Source organism: Mucilaginibacter sp., from assembly GCF_028288205.1.
Taxonomy (GTDB): domain Bacteria; phylum Bacteroidota; class Bacteroidia; order Sphingobacteriales; family Sphingobacteriaceae; genus Mucilaginibacter.
The window spans coordinates 1-21,495 of record NZ_JAQBOD010000054.1; the positions used below are offsets into that span (position 1 = coordinate 1).

The 21,495-nt window shown below is 39.9% G+C and carries 21 protein-coding genes, 1 tRNA gene and 1 pseudogene; 11 read left to right on the top strand and 12 right to left on the bottom strand.

Annotated features, from left to right (window positions below; genetic code table 11):
- Positions 1-98: 98 nt before the first annotated feature.
- From uxuA to JWR23_RS12265, 7 genes and pseudogenes are all read right to left on the bottom strand, one after another.
- Positions 99-1,277: a mannonate dehydratase gene (gene uxuA / locus JWR23_RS12235; RefSeq protein ID WP_299516382.1), complete on the bottom strand. Its 1,179-nt coding sequence runs from the start codon at positions 1,275-1,277 to the stop codon at positions 99-101.
- A gap of 104 nt (positions 1,278-1,381) precedes the next feature.
- Entirely contained in the window at positions 1,382-2,140 is a 759-nt protein-coding gene (locus JWR23_RS12240; protein WP_299516384.1) for a glucosamine-6-phosphate deaminase, read from the bottom strand.
- 77 nt (positions 2,141-2,217) lie between these two features.
- Complete coding sequence (gene nagA / locus JWR23_RS12245) at positions 2,218-3,399, bottom strand: N-acetylglucosamine-6-phosphate deacetylase (RefSeq protein ID WP_299516385.1); 1,182 nt, start codon at positions 3,397-3,399, stop codon at positions 2,218-2,220.
- Positions 3,400-4,024: 625 nt separating this feature from the next.
- Positions 4,025-4,216, bottom strand: a pseudogene (locus tag JWR23_RS12250) (DNA topoisomerase III); the annotation flags it as partial.
- A 7-nt stretch (positions 4,217-4,223) separates the two neighbouring features.
- Positions 4,224-4,676, bottom strand: a complete 453-nt coding sequence (locus JWR23_RS12255) for a cold-shock protein (RefSeq protein ID WP_299516387.1) — start codon at positions 4,674-4,676, stop codon at positions 4,224-4,226.
- Positions 4,677-4,678: 2 nt separating this feature from the next.
- On the bottom strand, positions 4,679-4,870 hold the full coding sequence (locus JWR23_RS12260; protein ID WP_299516389.1) for a cold-shock protein: 192 nt from the start codon (positions 4,868-4,870) through the stop codon (positions 4,679-4,681).
- Positions 4,852-5,178, bottom strand: coding sequence for a C-terminal helicase domain-containing protein (locus tag JWR23_RS12265; RefSeq protein ID WP_299516391.1), 327 nt, complete (start codon positions 5,176-5,178; stop codon positions 4,852-4,854). The genes JWR23_RS12260 and JWR23_RS12265 overlap by 19 nt, the downstream gene beginning before the upstream one ends.
- Before the next feature lie 198 nt (positions 5,179-5,376).
- Here JWR23_RS12265 and JWR23_RS12270 point away from each other — a divergent pair, with 198 nt between their 5' ends.
- Positions 5,377-5,646: a hypothetical protein gene (locus JWR23_RS12270; protein ID WP_299516392.1), complete on the top strand. Its 270-nt coding sequence runs from the start codon at positions 5,377-5,379 to the stop codon at positions 5,644-5,646.
- A gap of 119 nt (positions 5,647-5,765) precedes the next feature.
- Here the strand turns inward: JWR23_RS12270 and JWR23_RS12275 are convergent.
- Positions 5,766-5,839 (bottom strand) — tRNA-Ile (locus JWR23_RS12275).
- 121 nt (positions 5,840-5,960) lie between these two features.
- On the opposite strand from JWR23_RS12275, the gene JWR23_RS12280 reads away from it, so the two are divergent.
- A complete protein-coding gene (locus JWR23_RS12280; RefSeq protein WP_299516393.1) occupies positions 5,961-6,902 on the top strand; it encodes a sugar phosphate isomerase/epimerase in 942 nt (313 codons plus the stop codon).
- Positions 6,903-6,946: 44 nt separating this feature from the next.
- Here the strand turns inward: JWR23_RS12280 and JWR23_RS12285 are convergent, their stop codons facing one another.
- Positions 6,947-7,969 (bottom strand): YncE family protein, encoded by a 1,023-nt coding sequence (locus JWR23_RS12285; protein ID WP_299516394.1) that lies wholly within the window; start codon positions 7,967-7,969, stop codon positions 6,947-6,949.
- Positions 7,970-8,049: 80 nt separating this feature from the next.
- Complete coding sequence (locus tag JWR23_RS12290; protein WP_299516395.1) at positions 8,050-8,613, bottom strand: NlpC/P60 family protein; 564 nt, start codon at positions 8,611-8,613, stop codon at positions 8,050-8,052.
- A 116-nt stretch (positions 8,614-8,729) separates the two neighbouring features.
- On the opposite strand from JWR23_RS12290, the gene JWR23_RS12295 reads away from it, so the two are divergent.
- A complete protein-coding gene (locus tag JWR23_RS12295; RefSeq protein ID WP_299516396.1) occupies positions 8,730-9,362 on the top strand; it encodes an HAD family phosphatase in 633 nt (210 codons plus the stop codon).
- Positions 9,363-9,683: 321 nt separating this feature from the next.
- On the opposite strand, the gene JWR23_RS12300 is transcribed toward JWR23_RS12295, so the two are convergent.
- Positions 9,684-10,862 carry a proline dehydrogenase family protein gene (locus JWR23_RS12300; protein WP_299516397.1) on the bottom strand — a complete coding sequence of 393 codons (1,179 nt, stop codon included), beginning with the start codon at positions 10,860-10,862 and terminating at the stop codon, positions 9,684-9,686.
- A 128-nt stretch (positions 10,863-10,990) separates the two neighbouring features.
- On the opposite strand from JWR23_RS12300, the gene JWR23_RS12305 reads away from it, so the two are divergent.
- The 7 genes from JWR23_RS12305 (at position 10,991) to JWR23_RS12335 (ending at position 18,976) form a co-directional block, all read left to right on the top strand.
- Positions 10,991-11,197 (top strand): RNA-binding S4 domain-containing protein, encoded by a 207-nt coding sequence (locus JWR23_RS12305; protein WP_299516398.1) that lies wholly within the window; start codon positions 10,991-10,993, stop codon positions 11,195-11,197.
- Between the two features lie 5 nt (positions 11,198-11,202).
- Positions 11,203-12,300 (top strand): 3-dehydroquinate synthase, encoded by a 1,098-nt coding sequence (aroB, locus tag JWR23_RS12310; RefSeq protein WP_367277551.1) that lies wholly within the window; start codon positions 11,203-11,205, stop codon positions 12,298-12,300.
- A gap of 456 nt (positions 12,301-12,756) precedes the next feature.
- On the top strand, positions 12,757-13,674 hold the full coding sequence (locus tag JWR23_RS12315; protein ID WP_299516399.1) for a prephenate dehydratase: 918 nt from the start codon (positions 12,757-12,759) through the stop codon (positions 13,672-13,674).
- A gap of 47 nt (positions 13,675-13,721) precedes the next feature.
- Complete coding sequence (locus JWR23_RS12320; protein ID WP_299516400.1) at positions 13,722-14,852, top strand: bifunctional 3-deoxy-7-phosphoheptulonate synthase/chorismate mutase type II; 1,131 nt, start codon at positions 13,722-13,724, stop codon at positions 14,850-14,852.
- Positions 14,853-14,859: 7 nt separating this feature from the next.
- Positions 14,860-16,131, top strand: coding sequence for a 3-phosphoshikimate 1-carboxyvinyltransferase (aroA, locus tag JWR23_RS12325; protein ID WP_299516402.1), 1,272 nt, complete (start codon positions 14,860-14,862; stop codon positions 16,129-16,131).
- A 203-nt stretch (positions 16,132-16,334) separates the two neighbouring features.
- Complete coding sequence (gene aroC / locus JWR23_RS12330) at positions 16,335-17,432, top strand: chorismate synthase (protein WP_299516403.1); 1,098 nt, start codon at positions 16,335-16,337, stop codon at positions 17,430-17,432.
- A 344-nt stretch (positions 17,433-17,776) separates the two neighbouring features.
- The gene (locus JWR23_RS12335; protein WP_299516405.1) at positions 17,777-18,976 is read left to right on the top strand and encodes an MFS transporter; all 1,200 of its coding nucleotides are present in this window, start codon (positions 17,777-17,779) and stop codon (positions 18,974-18,976) included.
- Between the two features lie 98 nt (positions 18,977-19,074).
- Here JWR23_RS12335 and JWR23_RS12340 read toward each other — a convergent pair whose 3' ends face one another.
- A complete protein-coding gene (locus tag JWR23_RS12340; protein ID WP_299516407.1) occupies positions 19,075-19,587 on the bottom strand; it encodes a DinB family protein in 513 nt (170 codons plus the stop codon).
- A 135-nt stretch (positions 19,588-19,722) separates the two neighbouring features.
- On the opposite strand from JWR23_RS12340, the gene JWR23_RS12345 reads away from it, so the two are divergent.
- The gene (locus JWR23_RS12345) at positions 19,723-21,249 is read left to right on the top strand and encodes a L,D-transpeptidase family protein (RefSeq protein WP_299516409.1); all 1,527 of its coding nucleotides are present in this window, start codon (positions 19,723-19,725) and stop codon (positions 21,247-21,249) included.
- Positions 21,250-21,495: the final 246 nt, after the last annotated feature.

Below are 21,495 nucleotides of genomic sequence, written 5' to 3' on the forward strand. Positions count from 1 at the left end.
GGCTATTTCTTTTACGCCTGATAATTCTATATCGTTGTCCTTTTTCATTTATTCTTACCTGAAATTTTTATATGTTAAAATCAGAAATTAGTATAAACTTAAATATTAGCAGACCGCATAATACCCATTTCTAAACCCCTAAGTTCTGCCAATCCGCGTAAACGGCCAATTGCCGAGTAACCGGGGTTAGTTTTCTTGTTCAAGTCATCCAGCATTTGATGACCATGATCCGGCCGCATTGGAATGTTTATTTTCCTTTGTTGCATCGCTTTAAAAATTTCACTGATAACGGCATACATATCTACGTCACCTTCCAGGTGATTGTCCTCATAAAAATCACCAAATTCATTTCTTTTGGTGCTTCTTAGATGTAAGAAATTTATACGGTTAGCAAATTGGCTTACCATTTTGGGCAAATCATTATCTGGCCTTACTCCAAAAGATCCGGTGCAAAAACATAAACCATTGTTTAGCGATGGAACTGCAGTAAACAGAGCTTCCAGATCAGCAGCTGTGCTAACAACCCTGGGCAAACCTAAAATACTGTAAGGCGGATCATCCGGATGGATAACCAGTTTAACCCCACACTCATCTGCTACCGGTATTACTTCTTGTAAAAAATCTATTAAATGTTGGCGTAGCTTTGCTTCATCAATTCCCAGGTAAGTATCTAAGGCAGCCTGAAATTCCGCAATAGTAAAACTTTCTTCACTTCCGGGTAGGCCAGCTATAATGTTACGCTGTAACTGATTTTTCTCATCGGTATTCATCGCCTCAAAGCGTTTTTCGGCTAACTCTATTTCTTGATCAGTATAATCCGATTCTGCATTTTTCCGCTTCAAAATAAACAGATCAAAAGCAATAAAAGCAGCTTTTTCAAAACGAAGGGCCTTTGATCCGTCTTCTACAGTAAAGGCTAAATCAGTACGGGTCCAATCCAAAATAGGCATAAAGTTGTAAGTGACTATATGAATGCCGCAAGCAGCTAAATTCCGGATAGTGGTTTTATAATTTTCCAGATATTGTTTGTAATTACCGGTTTGGGTTTTAATAGCTTCATGTACAGGCACACTTTCAACTACGTTCCAGTTCATGCCGGCACTTTCTATAATTGATTTCCTTTTTTGGATCTCTTCCACGGTCCAGATGTTTCCGTTAGAAATATGATGCAAAGCAGTCACAACGCCTGAGCACCCTGCCTGACGGATATCTGATAAACTTACCGGGTCATTCGGTCCATACCAACGCATGGACTGTTCCATTTTAAAATACTTCATACTAAATTAGATAAATGCTTGTTTCAACAATTTAGGCTTGTTAACATCAGTATTTAATGATAACTGGATGATAAAAATCATCTGTAATAGCCGCTGCTAAATTATTAAATAAGTACGCTGCTTTTTTCATCAATAAACAAAATTGCATTTTGATGTTTCCGTAAAATGGTTGAGGGGTATTTTTCTGTTATGCTTTCATTTAAAGTCTGATAAACAGCTTTCGCCTTTTTTTCACCAGGAACTATACAATAAACATAGGTAGGCTTAATTAAAGTTGGAATGGTTAAGGTTAAAGCGTGTGTGGGCACTTCTTCCATCGTATTAAAACAACCATCATTAACCTGCTGCTGCCTGCACTCCATATCCAGGTCAACAATCTTGACAATATTTTGATCGTTAAAATCGGCTACATGCGGATCATTGAAAGCCAAATGTGTATTTTCTCCAATACCCATACAAACGATATCAGCAGGCTGAAGGCTCAATAAATTGGCATACCGGTCACATTCCACTTTCAAATCGTCTGCATTGCCATTAATATATTGCACAGAATGAAATGGTACTTTTTTAAATAATCTATCCTTTAAAAAAGTACCAAATCCTTGCGGGGCATTTGCGTCTAAACCTACATACTCATCCATATGGAAAGCATTGATGCGGTTCCACTCAATATCCTTCTTAATCAATTCATCTAAAAAGTCATTTTGTGAAGGTGCTGCTGCAAAAATCATATTAACAAACTGCTTTGTTTTTAACAGTTCACAAATTTTTTCACTTACCATATTTGCTGCATCTAAACCCATTGATGATCTGGATTCGAATACTTTTATTGCCAGGCTGTCTTTATTAATTGTATAGGGCATTGTTTTAATATTTTTATAATTATTAGTTGTTTTAATAATGGGAGCAGATATTTTAATTGTTTAGTTTTAAAATTGGATTAATAAACTTTCTGATAAACTACTTTTCCTTTTATTACAGTTGTATCTATTTCAATATCATCGTTAAATATTACCACATCTCCATCTTTTCCGGCAACTAATGACCCTTTTTTATCAGCTACTCCAATAATTTTTGCCGGTGTCATGGAAATCATCCGTATCGCTTCTATTAACGGAACATCAGCCATTTTAACCATAGTTCGCACAAGCCTGTCGGCGGTTGCAACGCTTCCGGCAAATGCAGAACGATCAGGTAATTTAGCAACACCATCTTCTACAATTACATCAAGTCCATTTTTTTTGCTGCCTAAAATACTGTTGCCAGGCGGCATACCGGCAGCACGCATAGCATCTGTAATCAACGCTATGCGGTCTGGCCCTTTTATTTTATAAATTAATTTTAATAATGGCGGCGGAAGATGAATGCCATCGGCTATAATTTCAACGTCCATTGCATCAATAATAAATGCGCTTTCTATTACACCTGCATAACGGAAAGCATTTCTTCGCGTTACACCAGACATGCCAGAATAAAGGTGCGTTGCCAGTGTATATCCATTTTCAAAAGCATCAACTACTTCTTCATAAACTGCATCGGTATGTGCTATAGCCGGCAATACACCTTTTGATAATAGATATCTGCCAAACTCAATTGCGCCTTTTAATTCCGGAGCCGCGCTCCAGCGTTTAATAACTGAAGTATTGGATAGTATTTCCCGATATTCTTCCGGATCAGGATCGCGGATATAGCGTGGGTCCTGGGCACCGCGTTGGTTCATGGCGAAATACGGTCCTTCTAAATGCAAGCCTAAAAATTGAGCTCCAGCGCTGTTTTTTTCATCTGCAAGTTTATACGTTTCTATGGTTTGCAGTAAATCTTCCTTTCCGCTTGACAAAGTTGTTGGCAGCATGGCTGTGGTGCCATATTTAGCATGGGTTTTTGCAATTTCTAAAAAGCCAGCCTCAGAGCAATCCATAAAATCGTGTCCGCCACCACCGTGTATATGCAGGTCTATAAAGCCCGGAGCAATAAATTTACCCTTTGCATCTATTTCTGTTGCTCCTTCAATTTCTATATCTCCGGCAACAGCTTCCACAATTATTCCATCTTTGATTAAGATTGTTCCATTAGGAATTATTCGGTAGGGAGTAATAATCTTACCATTAAATATTTTTATCATTTATTTAAATGTTTCAATTGAATGTTATTAAAAATAATTTCGTGTACGTACACGAAATTACAAATTTTTATCATTTATCCAATTGCTAAAAATATTTTTTTATTTAAAAAAATAAAAAAACTATAGGCTGATATAGGAACGCTTTCTTTTTACTGCTATTCTTTCGCCGGTTCAAACCAAAATCCTGCGCCGAATGACTGATCTTTCCGGTTGGCTCTCAACTCATCTTTACCATTGAGTACTTTCTCGGTGTATTCATACAAGTAACTGATAAAATTGGGGATATCTGTTATCAGTAAGCTGTTGCGCTACTGTAAATCGTATCGACCACGATCAGCGGGCTGGTGGGGGCATTGATAGTTCAGCCCCCTGACCATCATTTGCAAGGTCCGGGTATCGCTGTTGCGGAAAACGGAAAGGCCATTGGTGACCGCTTTTATCCCCGGCAATAACGGAGCGGAGCAACTGAAGAATTTTCCTGACGCGCCTCATCCAGTTCCGATTCGGTCTATGCCAGGCGACGCGTCTGGCCATCCAGGTAAAAATCCACCATCTCCTCTACCTCCGCCTGCCGGGCCGGGTCATTAAAGCAGCACAGATTTACGAACCGACAACTTGAAATTTACATCGGCAGGTGCTGCACGCTCCAGCCATAATACCCATACTCCTGCGGCGCAGCCAGCTGCAATAAATGGCCAAAGGCCCAGGTAAAGGTATAACCCTTGCCTTCCATATAACCGTCATGTTTGGCGGTGGCGCCGAATACTCTGGCGATCTCGCGCCCAACGGATGGTTTCTCGGCAATGATGACTTTCATGGGATGCTTAGTTGGAAAGCCGGACGTTGACCGCGGTCGGCCCCTTTAAACCCTGCTCGATCTCAAAGCTCACTTTATTGTTTTCTTTAATGGGCTCGGTCAAACTGTTGACGTGTACAAAGATGCTTTCCTGGGTCTGCATATCTTTGATAAAGCCGTATCCTTTGGCTTCGTTGAAAAAACCGACGATGCCGGTACGGACAATTTCCTGCACGATATCTTCCTGTTTGGGGATGGCGATCTGGATATCGGCAGAGTTGACCTTTAATTTCCGGGAAGGATCAGGCGGCGTGGAAGTGATATTGCCATATTCATCGGTATAGGCCATCATATCTTCCAAAGTCTTGCCTTTGACCGTAGTTGATTTACGTTCTTCGGCTCTTTCTATTTTTTCTTTAGCCTTTTTCAGCCGCTTTTTTTCTTTTTCTTTTTTACTGAACGTTTCGGTTGATCTGGCCAAGGTTAAGCTATTTTTACGTTAACCGCGCTCGGGCCTTTTTTGCCATCTTCCACTTCGTAAGTAACTGAATCGCCTTCGCGGATCTCGTCCTGCAGGCCGGTCACATGTACGAATACTTCCTTGCCGCCCTGATCCGGGGTAATAAAGCCGAAGCCTTTGGTTTCATTAAAAAATTTTACGGTTCCTGTTGCCATGATTTGTTTTGAATAAGCGCGCAAGATACGGTTAATTTTCGGCTGCGCTGAGTAAATCGAGCAGATTCGCTTTGGAAAAGGCGCTTAACCGGCCGGCATCCGTTTGGATGACCGCCTACTTTTAGGCTGATAAGGAACATCCGTTTGTTTATATCGCTTTGGAACTCATTAATAACTTGCGGCCGGTTACGGGTTTGTCCCGTCAAACGGCTAAAGCCTATATTTCGGTTAACCAGTTCCTTTTGGATCAACTCCAGCATGCCAACGAACTGAGAGAAGACGAGTGGCCTGGTGTAAAAAGAATACACTAAAGTTTAGAATAGATACGGCTAATATTGCCTTGTTTGGCCATAGTCTGGGCGGTTTTGTGTGTTTAAAGGCGCTATCCTATCTACCGGGTGTAAAAAAGGTTTTGCACTTTCTACCTGGGATATTCATGCAGATATAAATCAACACAAGGAAAAGATATTTTTAAGCAGATCGAAAAAGCCAATGGTAAATACTTTATGCTAAACGCAAACACTACTGAAATATATTCGCCGGTTTTAAGTGACCCTGATTATTTTAATCTGCAAAAAAATGCAGCTTTCTTAGCTAACAAGCAAATTGTTATGCTGGATGAAACCTCCTTAAATAAGCATGTTGCAGATGTGGTCAAAAAAAACAATAAAGCTTTTTTTGATTATGAGGTTTGGAAAACCGATCATCCTTTTACAAACAAACGTGTTTCGCTTATGAAAAAAGTCCTATGGTTTTTAGATAAGAAAGTTACATAGGAGGCGGAATAGGAATAGGACCCAGAACATACCCCTTATAGCGTTTAAATATACTTTCTAAAAATTCTCTAAAATAAAAACCCCGATTCTGCATTAGAATCGGGGTTTTTACAATTCAGTGCGCCCACCTGGGCTCGAACCAGGGACCAAAAGATTATGAGTCTTCTACTCTAACCAACTGAGCTATAGGCGCGCAGAAACTTGTTAAATTTCAGGTTGCAATTTTACGACTTTACCTTCAATTTACAAAGTCTTATTTTATTTAAAATAGTATATTTTTGTTAACAGCATTTACAAACATGCTTTTCTAAAATATGGGCAACCTATCACTAAATCGCAGGCAAGCTTTACAAACTTTAGGTTTGGCTACCGGCGCCTCTTTATTAAATACATCATTATCAGCCATGACAACTGTTAAAAAGTCTAATGCTTTTAAGTATTCATTGAACATGAGCACCATACGCGGCCAGAAATTAGGATTTATTAAAGAACTGGAAATAGCTGCAAAAGCCGGCTTTACCTCGGTCGAGATATGGATAGATACTTTTCAAACCTATCTTAAAAATGGAGGCACAACAACCGAAGCCAAAAAGATAATCGAAGGTTTGGGCATACAGATTGAAAATGCCATAGGCTTTGCCAAATGGATGGTTGACGATGAAGCCGCCCGAAAATCGGCATTAAACCAGTTACAACACGAAATGGAGCAACTGGCACAAATTGGCTGTCATCGTATTGCTGCACCGCCATCAGGCGCCACAGGATTGCCGTTGATAGACCTGAACGTAATTACCGATAGATACCGTACTATTTTGCAAATGGGCGACCAAACAGGGGTTATACCAATGGTTGAAATGTGGGGATCATCTCAAAACCTTAAAAAAATAAGCCAGGTATTATACGTAGCTACAGAAAGTGAGCATAAAAACGCCCTTGTGCTTTTAGATGCCTTCCATATATATAAAGGCGGCTCAAGCCTGGATAGTTTACCATTTGTGGGTAAAACAGCTATTGAAGTATTTCATGTTAATGATTACCCGACGGGCATAGCCCCCGCAAAAATATCAGAGCCTGACCGTATTTACCCTGGCGATGGTATTGCTCCGCTTAAACAAATACTACAAATTATTAAAAACCCGGAGAAACCGGTAATTATATCGTTGGAAGTATTTAATCAAAGTTATTACGCGCAGGATGCATTGCTGGTTGCTAAAACCGGGTTGGCTAAAATGAAAGCGGTTACTGAAGGAATTTAATATAAAAATTAACCCCTCTCCTTTTGGAGAAGGGCTAAGTGAGGTTATTTCCCTACCTCTATAATATGGAAAGTGCCGGGTATTTGCTTTGGCCGCCCGCCACCTGCTATGGCTGGTTCTGTTTTAGCTGCAGGTAAATATAACCGATGCGTTACCAGGTCAATACCTATGGTACGTGCACTTGGTTCAGAAGCAATATTTTCTACAAACTCAAATTTATCGGCGCTAATTTCTTTTACAACACTTATAGTTCCTTCGCCATTTGAGGCGTAGGCCAATTGTAATTTAGGATCAAAAACCAAACCATCGGTGCTTCCTATCGGGAATTTGGCTACAGTTTTACCATTGGCCGCATCCATTATCACCATAGTTTTTGTGCCTCCGCAGCCAATAAATAACCGGTTGGTTTTACGGTCAATATCCAAACCACTTGGCGATTCGCCACCGTCAATTTTATAACGGGCCACTTCTTTAAAGGTATTGGCATCAATTACTATCATACTGCTGGTATTTTCGCCATTAATATATATTTTTCCTTTACCGTCAGAAACAGCCGTTTCGGGTTTATCATTTAGAGGGATAGTTGCTACTACTTTATCAGCAATCGGGTCAAAAACGGTTGCATCTTTGCTTCGTCCATTGCAGGTGATGATCTTTTTTGAAAAATCATCATAAAAAATAGCGTCGGGATTTTCTCCAACCGGCACTTCTTCTAAAATTTTAAAAGTTTTCAGATCAAAAACAATGATCTTATTGGCACGTCCTGCACTTATATATCCTTTATTCAGCGCCGATATAAGGGCCACGCCATGTACGCCGGGCGTGTTGGGCACATAACCTACCGAGTCGCCGGTAGTGGTTGACAATATGTTTACCTGGTTACCATGTGATGTATAAATACGTTTATTGGCACCATCAACAGTAATATAATCCCATCCGCCGGTACTGCCGATAGAGATATCTTTTATGATATGAAAGCCTGTTTTTTGTTGTGCTGATACATACAAAGGGGCGCTTATTATCAAACTTAATAATAAGTATGCAAGTGTTTTTTTAATTGAGGTCATGGTTATTGGTTTTATGCTATTTATTAAAAAAAACTGTAGGAAATCTGTAGTGCCATTTTTAAAATGAAACGGCTGGGACACTAATTACCATTCTGCAAAAAGATACGGATTGTTTTAACATATCGTCCTGAATAATATTTATTTAAGGAAGTTTCGGTTACGCCATAAGCTTTGCCCGAGGTAGCATGTATAAACTTAACTTCTTCACCCGGATGTGATACCACTATGCCCATATGCCCCACTTTCCGGATGGTGCTGTCTGTGCCGGTAAAAAGTATTAAATCTCCCGGTTTAGCTTCATTTAGCCTAACCTCATGATGTATAAAAGTAAAATCGACTGAATTCCTGGGCACCGCTATTCCGAAATGATTAAAAACATAGGTTATAAAACCTGAACAATCAAATCCCTGGTTTGGGTTTGTTGAAGCGTATTTATAAGGAATACCGGTAAGTAACCTGGCGAAAGCTATTATTTCTGCGGGATCGGCTTTCCCTGTATTAATATTGGTAAAATATCCTGCGCTATCGGGTTTAGGATAGGCTATTTTTTCATTTATCGGATATTCGGTATTTGAATTTTTGTCCGGCGAATTACAGGAAAAAGAAATAGCAAGAAAAATATAACTTACAATGTTAGGTCGCATATATTGATATACAAACATTTACCCATAATGTTAGCCGCTATCACGCAATGAATTGCAATAGTTATTTGTCTTTTTATCGGTATTATTGCAGTTTTTAGCAATAATTTAAATAGCTCATGACTAATATTAAGAACATCATTTTTGATTATGGCAACGTAATTTTCCATATAGATTTTAGCAAGGTTGCCGAGGCATGGAAGAAACTGGGTATTACCAATGCGGATGAGTTTTACGGCCACCGTAAACAGGATGATGTATTTAACGCTTTAGAGCGCGGCCAGATAAGTAATGCCGCCTTTAGAGATCGAATTAGAGAACTAACCCATAAACCCGAGCTTACCGACGAACAAATTGACAGCGCCTGGAACAGCATATTTATAGGCATCCCAAAGGGAAACCATGAATTGTTATTACAATTAAAAGCTAAATACCGTACTTTTTTGCTGAGTAATATTAACGCTATCCATTACGACTATGTGCATGATTACCTGCAAAGAGAATATAATATGAATGACAATAGCCGGCTGTTCGACAAAACCTATTACTCGCACTTAGTAGGTAAACGCAAGCCCGATGTTGAAATATTTGAGCAGATAATACAAGAAAATAACCTTAACCCTGCAGAGACTTTATTTATTGATGATAGTCCGCAGCATTTAGAAACTGCTAAGAAACTTGGCCTGCAAACCTACTTAATGACGGCCCCCGATAATATACAGCAATACTTTAAAACAAACGGATTATTATAATGCGTTTAGTGATTAAATTCGATATAAAAAATTAGTTCGCCCGTGAAGTAAGCAAATGCAGCAATAAACCTATACCCGTTAAATGTTGTTACTGTACTGTACCATGTACACGTTGATACACCTGGGTACACCTTGGTACACTAAAAATTATAATTGGCTGAAAATCAATCATGTTAAATTATTGTCAAATCATCTAACTATTAAATTAACGTGTTTAGCGATTGAAAATTAGCTGCAAGCGCATGTTTAATAGGATTAAGGGGCCTGCCGTTGAAATGGTAAATATATTCAGGACGTGACACACCGGAACACCCCATATTCTTACAACTTGCGCCGTTTCATTTCCTTTACTATCAAACCCAGCTCACGGCTCATCTGGCCGGCTATGGCTGTGTTTTCCTGCGCGCGGCGAAACAGGTATGGAAGCACCGCTTTTATTGGCCCGTAAGGAACATATTTAGCAACATTGTAATCTGCATCAGCTAAATTAAAGCTCAGATTATCGCTCATGCCCAATAGTTGTGCAAAATATACATGTAAGTTTTTATGATCTATTTTCTTTCTATCCAATAATTCGGTCAATAGTTTGCAGCTTTCCTCGTTATGAGTTCCGGCTACAAAGGCAATGCTTTTTATATAGTCTGTGCAATAATCAAGTGCCAGGTCAAAGTCTTTATCGGTAGCCTCTTTGGTTGGTTGTATGGGCGATGGATAGCCGTTTTCTTCGGCCCGCTTGCGTTCTTTTTCCATGTAAGCGCCGCGCACCAGTTTGGCACCCAAAATAAATTTTTCTTTTACTGCAACTTCATTATCGTTCATTAGTGATTCCAGCTTACCATGACGGTAAAGCTGATAGGTATTATATACAATAGCCTTTTCTTTATTGAATTTACGCATCATGTTTATAGCCAGCAGGTCAATAGTATCCTGTATCCAGGTTTCTTCGGCATCTATCATTACCGGCACACCGGCCGAATGTGCCTTTTCACAAATAGCTAATACCCTATCTTGCAATTTTTGCCACTCTTGCTTTTCGGTATTGGTAAGCGGTTGTGCCGCGTCCAGCTTCTCTAACAAAGCAAATCTGCCTACCCCGGTTACTTTAAATACAGTTATAGGTATAGCTTTATCTTTAATTGCGCGTCTTATAGTACGGATTATTTCATCCCTGGTATCATCAAAAACACGCTCGTCATCCTCACCTTCTATCGAATAATCTAAAATAGTACCTACCCCCCCCGTCTCCAGTGTTTTTATAGTTTTTTCGCATTCGCGGATTGTTTCGCCGCCGCAAAAATGTTTAAATATGGTAGCTTTTATTAGTCCTTTTACAGGTAAACCAATCTTCACCGCGAAGTTGGTTATCGGCGGGCCCATCTTTACCAAAAAATTAATATTTATTATCTTAAACAGCCAGTACGCACGTTTTAGATCAGCATTAGATGAATGCTTAAAGGCTATCTCTGTATTTTCAAAAGACAGGGCTTGTTTTTTATCCATTGTCGATAATTCGTGGCCCATTATTGCAATAATTACAACAACAGCAGGCCGATCAGTTAATGCTGCAAAATTATAAAATGCTTTTAAGATAACTTATTATTCTGCGAATAGTTTAATTTTGCTGTCTCATGATAGAATTTAAAGTTACCGGCGATTATATCCCCATGATACAATTACTAAAAGCCACTCACCTGGTATTAACAGGTGGCGAAGCGCAAATAGTTGTGGATGAAGGCGAAGTAAAATATAATGGCGAGGTTGATTACCGCAAACGTTTAAAAGTAAAAAAAGGCGATGTGGTTGAATTTAGAGATAATAAAATAAAAGTGATATAATTTTTATGGCTACAATTGATACAGGTACCTGCACACTTGATGTTATGGACACAATACAGAGTAATAATTATTTTATATATTTTGAGAATAGCTTAGGCGAACTGGCTAAATTTATTGAGCAGGGCCGTTACTCGCGCTTTTTTGTTTTAACTGACGAAAATACCGCGCAATACTGCTTGCCATTATTAAGGGAGAAACTGGGCGATCCGGAGAATTTCGACATTATAGAAATAAATGCAGGCGAAGAAAGCAAGGATATTGATTTTTGCATAGGCGTTTGGAAAATGCTGATAGATTTTGATGCCGATCGTCAAAGCTTGTTAATTAACTTGGGCGGTGGCGTTATAAGCGATCTGGGCGGTTTTGCAGCATCGACCTTTAAACGCGGAATTGATTTTGTACACGTGCCCACTACCTTGCTTTCGCAGGTAGATGCTTCTGTTGGCGGTAAAACAGGTATTGATATTGATAGTATTAAAAACATCGTTGGTACATTTACCCAGCCGAAAGCGGTATTTATTGAATATGCATTTTTGAAGACCTTGCCTGCGCGCCAAATTTTATCAGGCGCGGCCGAGATGCTGAAGCATGGTCTGATATGCGATGCTGCCTATTGGAACCAGTTAAAAGCAAGCGACCTTAAAAACCCAACTGCTGATCTGATCTATACATCAGTAGCAATAAAAAACAAAGTGGTGCTGGAAGATCCGCACGAAAAGAACATCCGTAAGGCGCTAAATTTTGGTCATACTATTGGTCACGCGGTTGAAACTTACTCCTTACTGAATGATGAAAATTCATTATCGCACGGCGAGGCAATAGCAATCGGTATGATCTGCGAAGCATACCTGGCTCATAAAAAAACCGGGTTAAGCATTGAAGAGCTTAACGAGATCACACAAGTATTAAGTGACCTCTATCCAAGATATAACCTAAAAGAAGAATACAACGAAACCCTTTTAACGTATATGTTAAAGGATAAGAAAAACCAAAACGGTAAAATTAACTGCACTTTGTTAAACGCAATTGGTCAGTTTAATATTGATAATAATTGTACAGTTGAAGAGCTTGTGGATGCGTTGGGGTATTATGCGGGTTTGTAGTTTGTTTAAGCGTGATCGCAGCAGCCATTTTAGCCATAGTTTTTGTCCGCAATCCCCGTTATCCATAGTGTTTTAAATAATCCATTCGCTGTTCGAATATCTCTGACTTCGAACGACTATGTAACTAAGCGATAATGTCAAACCCACAAAAAATCATACATAATATCAAATAAACCACCTTCACCAAATTATATCCTTCCAAATCTACTCAAACCATATAAAATTTGTTTCACTACACTTTTTTATCAAAAAATAAAATTATCTATTGACAAATCAATTTTTACTGCTACCTTTGCATTGAAAACAATAAACGATGAAGTTAACTGGTGTATTTTTTTATGGTTACTACTTTTACTTTAATAGTAAGAGCCGGGACTAATATGCACTAACAAACATATTTAACAACTGAAAAGTCCCGGCAATAACCAGCCGGGACTTTTTGCTTTAATAGCTTTTATGAAGAAAGATAAACCAAGAGTTGCCATACAAGGGATACGCGCTTCGTTTCATGAAGAAGCCGCCTTTAAATATTTTGGAGAAAATATCCAGACTATTGAATGCAACTCGTTTAAGCAAACATTTGACGCTTTAGAAGCAAACGAGGCTGATTATCTGGTGATGGCGATAGAAAATAGCATTGCCGGTAGTATTTTACCAAACTACTCTTTATTGTTAAATTATAACTTCCCCGTTACTGGCGAAATTTACCTGCCTATTCAATTGCATTTAATGGCGCTGCCGGGCGTTACATTTGAGCAGGTGAAATATGTAACATCCCACCCTATTGCCATACGCCAATGTATTGATTTTTTTGATGAGTATCCGCATCTTAAAATAGTAGAGAGCAACGATACTGCCGCATGCGCCAAACGCATACATGATGAAAAATTAACCGATACCGTTGCTATAGCTAATACTTTAGCAGCAAAGCTTTATGGTTTAGATATTTTAGAGCGCCGGATAGAATCGAACAAGAAAAACTTTACGCGCTTTTTGATATTAACCACACATGCTAATGTGGTTAAAAAACCTGCTGATAAAGCATCATTATGTTTCCAGGTAAGCAACCAGGTTGGTTCTTTAGCAAAAGTGCTTAACATTTTTGCTAACCAGGGAGTGAACATGAGTAAAATACAATCTATGCCGATTTTAGGCAAACGCAATGAATATAACTTTTATGTTGATGTGGAATGGGAAGAAACCAAACAATATGATGCGGCGGTAAAACAGATACTTAAATACACCCACAATTTTAATATACTGGGCGAATATAAAAGGCATGAAGACGAAGCAAGCGCAGAAAAGCCGCTAAACATCGCTCCGCCGTCGAAACCGGAACGCAAATACATCAGCATTAAAAAATTAGCAAAGTAGAACAACCAACAATTTATATATAAACGACATTCGAAATAAATAATACGATGAAACTTAATTTAAACATACAACCATTAAATACCTGGATAACCACAGGTAGCGAGCCTCTTTTGATAGCCGGTCCATGCAGTGCAGAAACCGAAGACCAATTAGTGGCTACCGCTCATTTATTAAAAAACACAGGTAAAGTAAGCGCGTTACGTGCCGGTATATGGAAACCACGTACCCGTCCAGGAGAGTTTGAAGGTATAGGCAGCATTGGTTTAGAGTGGCTTAAACGCGCTAAAGAAGAAACCGGTTTACCTACAGCTGTAGAGGTTGCTACCGCTAAACATGTGGAAGAGGCTTTAAAAGCAGGTGTTGATATTTTATGGGTAGGCGCACGTTCTACGGCTAACCCCTTTACCGTACAGGAAATTGCCGACGCTTTAAATGGTGTTGATGTACCGGTAATGGTAAAGAACCCGGTTAACCCTGATATTTCTTTATGGATTGGCGCTTTAGAGCGTATCAATAACGCGGGCATTACTAAACTGGCAGCTATACACCGTGGATTTTCATCTTACGAAAAATCTGCTTTCCGTAATGAGCCAATGTGGGATATCGCTATCCACCTAAAAACATTGGCACCCCATTTACCATTGATATGCGATCCGAGCCATATTTCGGGCAATCGCGATTTGATAGGTTACATTTCGCAAAAAGCGCTTGACCTGGATATGCAGGGATTAATGATAGAATCGCACATTGACCCAAGCATAGCATGGACCGATGCCAAACAACAAGTTACACCAACTGCGTTGGCTGAGCTGATTGACCGTTTAACCTTACGCAAGCCGGAAACCGGTAACGCGCAGGTTAATGATAAACTAAGCCAACTGCGTAATGATATTGATAAAATTGATGATCTGATCATCCAAAAAATGGCTGAGCGTATGAAAATTGCTGAGCAGATAGGTACCTACAAAAAAGACAATAACATTACCATTTTGCAGGTTAACCGTTGGGATGAGATATTAACAAAACGCATAAACTACGGTAAGGCTTTAAAATTGAGTCCGGATTTTACAGAGAAATTGCTTGAACTAATACATAGCGAATCTATCCGTAAACAAACAGAGATCATGAATAAAGATCAGGAAGCCGGACAGCAGGCAGAAAAACTTACGCACGTTTAATAGCACAATGAGTCATAATATCCTGCTTACTAAAAAAACCAGGTCTGCAAATGGCGAGGTATACCTTACCGGCTCAAAGAGCGAATGTAACCGCGCGCTTATTATTGAGGCACTAAGCAATGGCAAGGTTAGGGTTGAAAACATTTCGGACGCGGCAGATGCGGTTACTTTGAATGGTATTTTAAAGGCCGGAACTGGAAGTTCAAATGCTGATTCAGAACTTAAAACTCAAGACCTACGACTGGTAAATATCGGCCCTGCAGGTACGGCAATGCGCTTTTTAACCGCTTACTTTACTTTACAGGATGAAGAAGTTGTTTTAACCGGCAGCGAACGCATGAAACAAAGGCCAATTGGTATTTTGGTTGATGCTCTGCGCGAGTTAGGTGCGCAAATAGACTACGAGGAAAATGAGGGCTACCCTCCCATTCGTGTAAAAGGTAATATTAAGCAGGCAACCAATAGTATTACTATAAAAGGAGATATCAGCAGCCAGTACATTACCGCGCTATTACTGATAGCCGCCAAATTGCCCTTAGGCTTAGAACTACATATTGAAGGTGAGCTTACTTCGCGCCCTTATGTTGAAATGACCCTGGCCATGCTGCAGCAGGCTGGTATAAGGCATAGATGGAATGATAATGTAATAAGTATTGCCCGGCAGGAATTTAAACAAACCATTTTGCCTGTTGAACCCGATTGGAGTGCCGCATCATACTGGTATGCCATAGCAGCTTTGGCCGACGAGGCGGATCTGTTTTTACACGGCTTAACCCAATATAGCTTACAAGGTGATAGTGTTATTACCGAACTTATGGCTAATTTTGGTATCACCTCCCAATTCAGGGATGGTGGTGTGCATTTGGTTAAAGAAGCAAAACCCGTTACCCGTAAAATATTCGATCTGAAAGAATGCCCAGACCTGGCGCAAACCATCATCGTAGTTTGTGCCGCTTTAAACCATGAGGCTACCTTTACCGGGTTAGAAACCTTGAAGATCAAGGAAACCGACCGCATAAAAGCTTTACAAAACGAGTTGGGCAAAATGGGTGTTAAACTGATTGAGAAGGGCCAGACCTACAAACTGGATTGCAGCGAAAAATTCATTCCGAAACGTATATTTATTAATACTTATGACGATCATCGCATGGCAATGGCTTTCGCGCCGCTGGCGTTGTTGATACCGGAAGTTGAGATAGAAGATGCAAAAGTGGTTGAGAAATCATACCCTGCATTTTGGACGGACCTGGAGAAGGTAGGATTTATTGTGGAGCTTTAAAGGTTAAAGCTGAAAAGTAAAAGATTGCTCACTCCCGCGCGTCATCGCGGGGAACGAAGCAATCTCTATACTCGCTAATCAATATACGATATGTTGGTGGTATGACGATTACATACTGCCACATATTGAAATTTATCATAATGACTGTCTGTTGCAGAGATTGCTTCGTTCCTCGCAATGACGGTTGAAAATAACTAAATAACATGGCAGGCAATTCATTCGGACAATTATTCAGGATAACCACATTTGGCGAATCGCATGGCGAAGCTATTGGTGTAATTATAGACGGATGTCCGTCGCAATTGCCGGTTGATATGGAATATATTCAAGGAGAGTTGGATAAACGCAAACCGGGCCAGTCAAAGATCACTACGCAGCGTAAAGAGAGCGATACGGTTAGGATACTTTCGGGCGTGTTTGAAGGTAAAACTACCGGCACACCTATTATGATGCTGATACCTAACGAGGACCAGCGCAGTAAGGATTACAACCACAATACAGATGTGTTCCGCCCTTCGCATGCTGATTATACTTATCAAACCAAATACGGCATCCGCGATCACCGTGGCGGCGGCCGTTCATCTGCCCGCGAAACCGCGGCGCGTGTGGCAGCAGGCGCTTTAGCCAAACTGTTATTAAAAAGCCAGGGAATAGAGATCGTAGCTCATGTAAGCAGTGTAGGTACAATCAATGCACCTAATGTAGAAATAACCAGCGCGCAGGACTTTATTGACGAACGCGAAAAAAACATCGTCCGCTGCGCCGACCCGGCAACTGCCGAGGAAATGATAGCGTTTATTGACTCGGTGCGTAAGCAGGGCGATACCGTTGGCGGCAAGGTGAGCTGCCATATACTAAACTGCCCGGTTGGCTTAGGCGAACCTGTATTTGATAAACTGCATGCCGAACTTGGCAAGGCTATGCTCAGCATAAACGCTGTACATGGTTTTGAATTTGGCTCGGGCTTTGCAGGCAGCGAAATGCGCGGGTCAGAGCATAATGACATCTTCGTTAAAACGAATTTAGGCGTTGTTAAAACAATCACCAACTACTCGGGTGGCATACAAGGTGGCATCAGCAATGGTATGCCTATTGATTTTAAGGTGGCCTTTAAACCGGTAGCTACCATCATGCAAAACCAGGCTACTATAGACAGCGCAGGCAATGCCGCCGAAATATCAGGCAAGGGCCGCCATGACCCTTGTGTTGTACCGAGAGCCGTACCTATTGTTGAGGCCATGGCCGCTCTGGTTTTGGCCGATCATTGGTTGAGGAACAGGAATACGATATTACCCCAATAAGTCTCTTTATTTTACCGCTCAAGTGTTTCACAAAAATATGAAACACTTGAAACACTCTTTTAGGTTAACTTATTGATAATTAATAACTTGAAAAAATGAGTGAAACACTCTGAAACAGTACAAAAACTTTAGGTAAAACTATATAAATAGCTTATAATAAGACATTTATACGATTTTATCGATTTTTGCAAATTTAGGGTGAAACACCTGATGTGAAACACTTTTTTTGTTGATTTTGGAAGATTTGACAACTTTTTAAAAGTTGTCAAATCTAATCCCCCGGAAAGACTTACGCAGTTTTAAAAACTAAGTCTTATCAAAGGCACATTTAATATCTTTGTCTAATGCTCGCCTACACCATTCAATTATACAAAAACGCTTATAGCGGTCTGTCTAAAAACAGCTGGTACCTGTGCATCGTAATGCTGATAAACCGTAGCGGCACTATGGTGGTGCCTTTTATGAGCATTTATTGCATCCAGCAATTACATTTTAGCATTGTGCAGGCGGGTAGCATTATGGCATTGTTTGGCGTTGGCTCTATAACCGGGGCATTTACCGGCGGCAAGCTTACAGATAAAATTGGATTTTACGATCTGCAGGTTGGTGCTTTGCTAAGTGGCGGCCTGCTGTTTATAGTTTTAGGCTTTCAGCATACTTTTATCACCTTGGCTATAGGCACATTTGTACTGAGCTTTTGTAATGAATCTTTCCGCCCGGCAAACTCAACGGCAATTGCCCATTATAGTACTAATGACAATAAAACCCGCTCCTACTCTTTAAACCGATTGGCGATAAACCTGGGCTGGGCCTTCGGTGGCGCATTGGGTGGTTTTTTGGCATCAGTTAATTACCATTTATTGTTTTGGGTTGATGGCTGCACCAATATGCTGGCGGCTGTTCTACTACTGATATTAATGCCGCGATCAAAAGTGGCCAAGACCATGAAGAAGTTAGACAAGGCCGTAGTTCGCATATCGGCTTATAAAGACAAAATATACTTGTTATTTATTGTATTGTCAACACTTTTTGGAATGTGTTTTTTTCAGTTTTTTATTATGCAGCCGGTGTTCTTTAAAATTCAATGGCACTTTAGCGAACGCTTTATTGGTTTCCTGATGGCGCTGAACGGCGTATTAATTGCCGCGATAGAAATGGTACTGGTACACAAGCTGGAAGGTAAAAGAAACGGTATATTATATATAATAGGAGGCGTAATAGCGGCGGGTATTGGTTATATGTTATTTAACATACTACCGCCTACAACTATAACGGCCGTACTAATTGTTATTTTCATAACTTTTGGCGAAATGTTAAGCATGCCCTTCATGAACTCATTTTGGATAAGTCGCACCAATGAGTATAACCGGGGCGAATACGCGGCATTGTATACGATGTCATGGTCGGCAGCGCAGGTTATTGCTCCGTTTTTGGGTAGCAATGTAATTTTTTATGGCGGGTTCAATTTACTGTGGTGGCTGCTGGGTGGAATTAGTATGATTACTGCAATGGGGTATTGGTATTTATATCGCAGTACAAATTAATCTATTTTTCACGCGCCATTCCGTAGCATAGCAATCTCTACATGATAGGCTGACTAAGAGATTGCCACACTCGTACCTCGTTCGCAATAACGTGGCTTTTATCCCCTCAATATCCTCGCCGTAACCAATAACTGCCCCAGGTGCCGCATAATATGCTCGGCAGCATGCATATATAAACCAATTACAGTTGATGGTAATTGCGCGCGCCCCACTCCTCTTATTTCAGTTAAAATTGATTCGTCTGTTTCACTTAGTTGTATAATGGCGGCATCAACCTGGCGGTTAAATATTTCAAGCAAGGTTATTACACTGTAGCCTATTTCGGGCATTTTTCCTTCTAATGATAATTTTTCCAATTGGTGCCGGGTAAGCGGTTGCCCTTGCGCATAAGTAAATAAACGGTCAAGCACCCCTGCCATGTGCTGCAAATGGAAACCGGGTGATGCCATCCCTGCCGGTTTTATCCATAATAATATCTCGGGGAAATCGGCCATCAGCTCATTCACTTCTTTCCTTGCCTGCAGCAAAGCGTGTGCAACCGGCTGTAATAAAGGCGGTATTCCCTCCAGCGGCCCGCGCAACCATACTTCGGGTTTGTAGTTATCTGCCATATTATTTAAAACTATTTAATTTGCTATATATTTTAAACACCATATTATTTTACTTTACGTTTAAACAATGGTATTTCATTTTTACGTATAAATGGTATAGCTATTGCTATTGTCCAATCATAATTAATTTAATTTATGTTATCCGATACTAAAAAGCTTATTAAGCTAACTATAATTTTACTGCTTGCCGTTACTGTTACATTTCAAAGTTGTAAAAAAAACCGGTCTGATATGGGCAAGGTCCTCTATCTGAAAACCCAAAATGATGTTTTTAAAGAAGTAACCCCCGAAGGTTTTGCCAAAATATTTAAAAAAGTATTGGCCTCCAAAAAATCTAAGCTAAACTATCCGCAGGTTATCAGGGCTTATTATAATCAAAATGGTTATGACCCTATGTTTGTAATGGACCATGTTTTTAACAGCGATCTTAAAGCATCAGTTATCTACTATCAAAAAGCCAATGAGCATGGTCTCGACCCGGAAATATTTAAGGCTGATGAAATAGCTAAACTGATAAACAAGTTTTATAACAAAAACGAGATAAAAACACTCGATCAGGCTTATCATGCCATTGCCCAATTAGAGCTGCTTACTGCCAATTCATTAATAAAATATACTAATGCCATGCAATATGGTATAGTTAATCCAAAAAATATTTACGCGCGATATTATACGGTAACTGCACGTCCGGACAGCGCGTCCATGGCAAAAGTTTTCAAGATTACTGATATGAAAAAATACCTGGACAGCATACAGCCAGCAAACCCGCAGTATTTAGCTTTGCAAAAAGCATTGGCAAGCGGCGCAGTTGCTCCGGGAATGTCGGCAGAAGAAACGAAACGGGTTATTATAACCAACCTGGAACGCTTAAGATGGAAGAATAAACCAACCGATAAAAAGTATGTGATTATTAACATTCCTGATTTTAGGCTGAATGTAATGGATAGTGGCAAATCTGTATTAAACATGAAGGTTTGTGTAGGCCAGGGACGTAATATGAATAATGCCAAAAACCTAACCAATTATGTAGATACTGATAAGGTTGACAGGCCGAACCAACATTCGACACCACAATTAAACAGCTTGATACATAGTGTAGATGTTAACCCGGTATGGAACATTCCGCAAAGCATTGCAAATAAAGAAATAATACAAGAGGCTGCTGAAGACCGTTATTACCTTGGAAATAAGGGAATTAATGTTTACAAGGATGGTAAGCTTATTGAGCCCGAAGATGTAGATTGGGCTTCGGTATCAAAAACTGATAATGAGTATGAGTTTAAACAACAGCCGGGAGATAATAATTCTTTAGGGAAGATAAAGTTCTTGTTCGATAATAAAAGCAGCGTTTACCTGCATGATACGCCCGTTAAGGAAGCCTTTAAAAAGTCTATGCGCGCAATAAGTCATGGATGTGTGCGCCTGGGCGATCCGCAGGGATTGGCGCTTAACTTATTTGGCGAAGGGGATAAATACAATCTTATAGCAAAAGATATGGCTGCCGATAATCCTGAGCCTACAACAATTAACTTAACACCAAAAGTGCCGGTATATATTACCTATGTAACCTGCTGGACCGATGAAGACGGAACCCTGCAAGTAAGGCCCGATGTTTATGGACTGGATATTGTGCTGTTTAATGCTTTGATGAGTGTGAAGTAGTCCCTTTTGTCATTGCGAGCGAAGCGCGGCAATCGCGAACTATTATTTGTATTACATCCTTGCGATTGCTTCGTCGTTATTCCTTATAATGACGTAATTATAAGTTATTGATTATCAACATAATTAAAATTGTCATCTCCTTTAGATTAGCTTCAGCAAAATAAACAGGTTATTATTATTGTTGAAGCTTTCTTTTTGCTTCTTTTTCTTTGTTAATAACCTCGATTTTTGTGGATAAAGTTAACA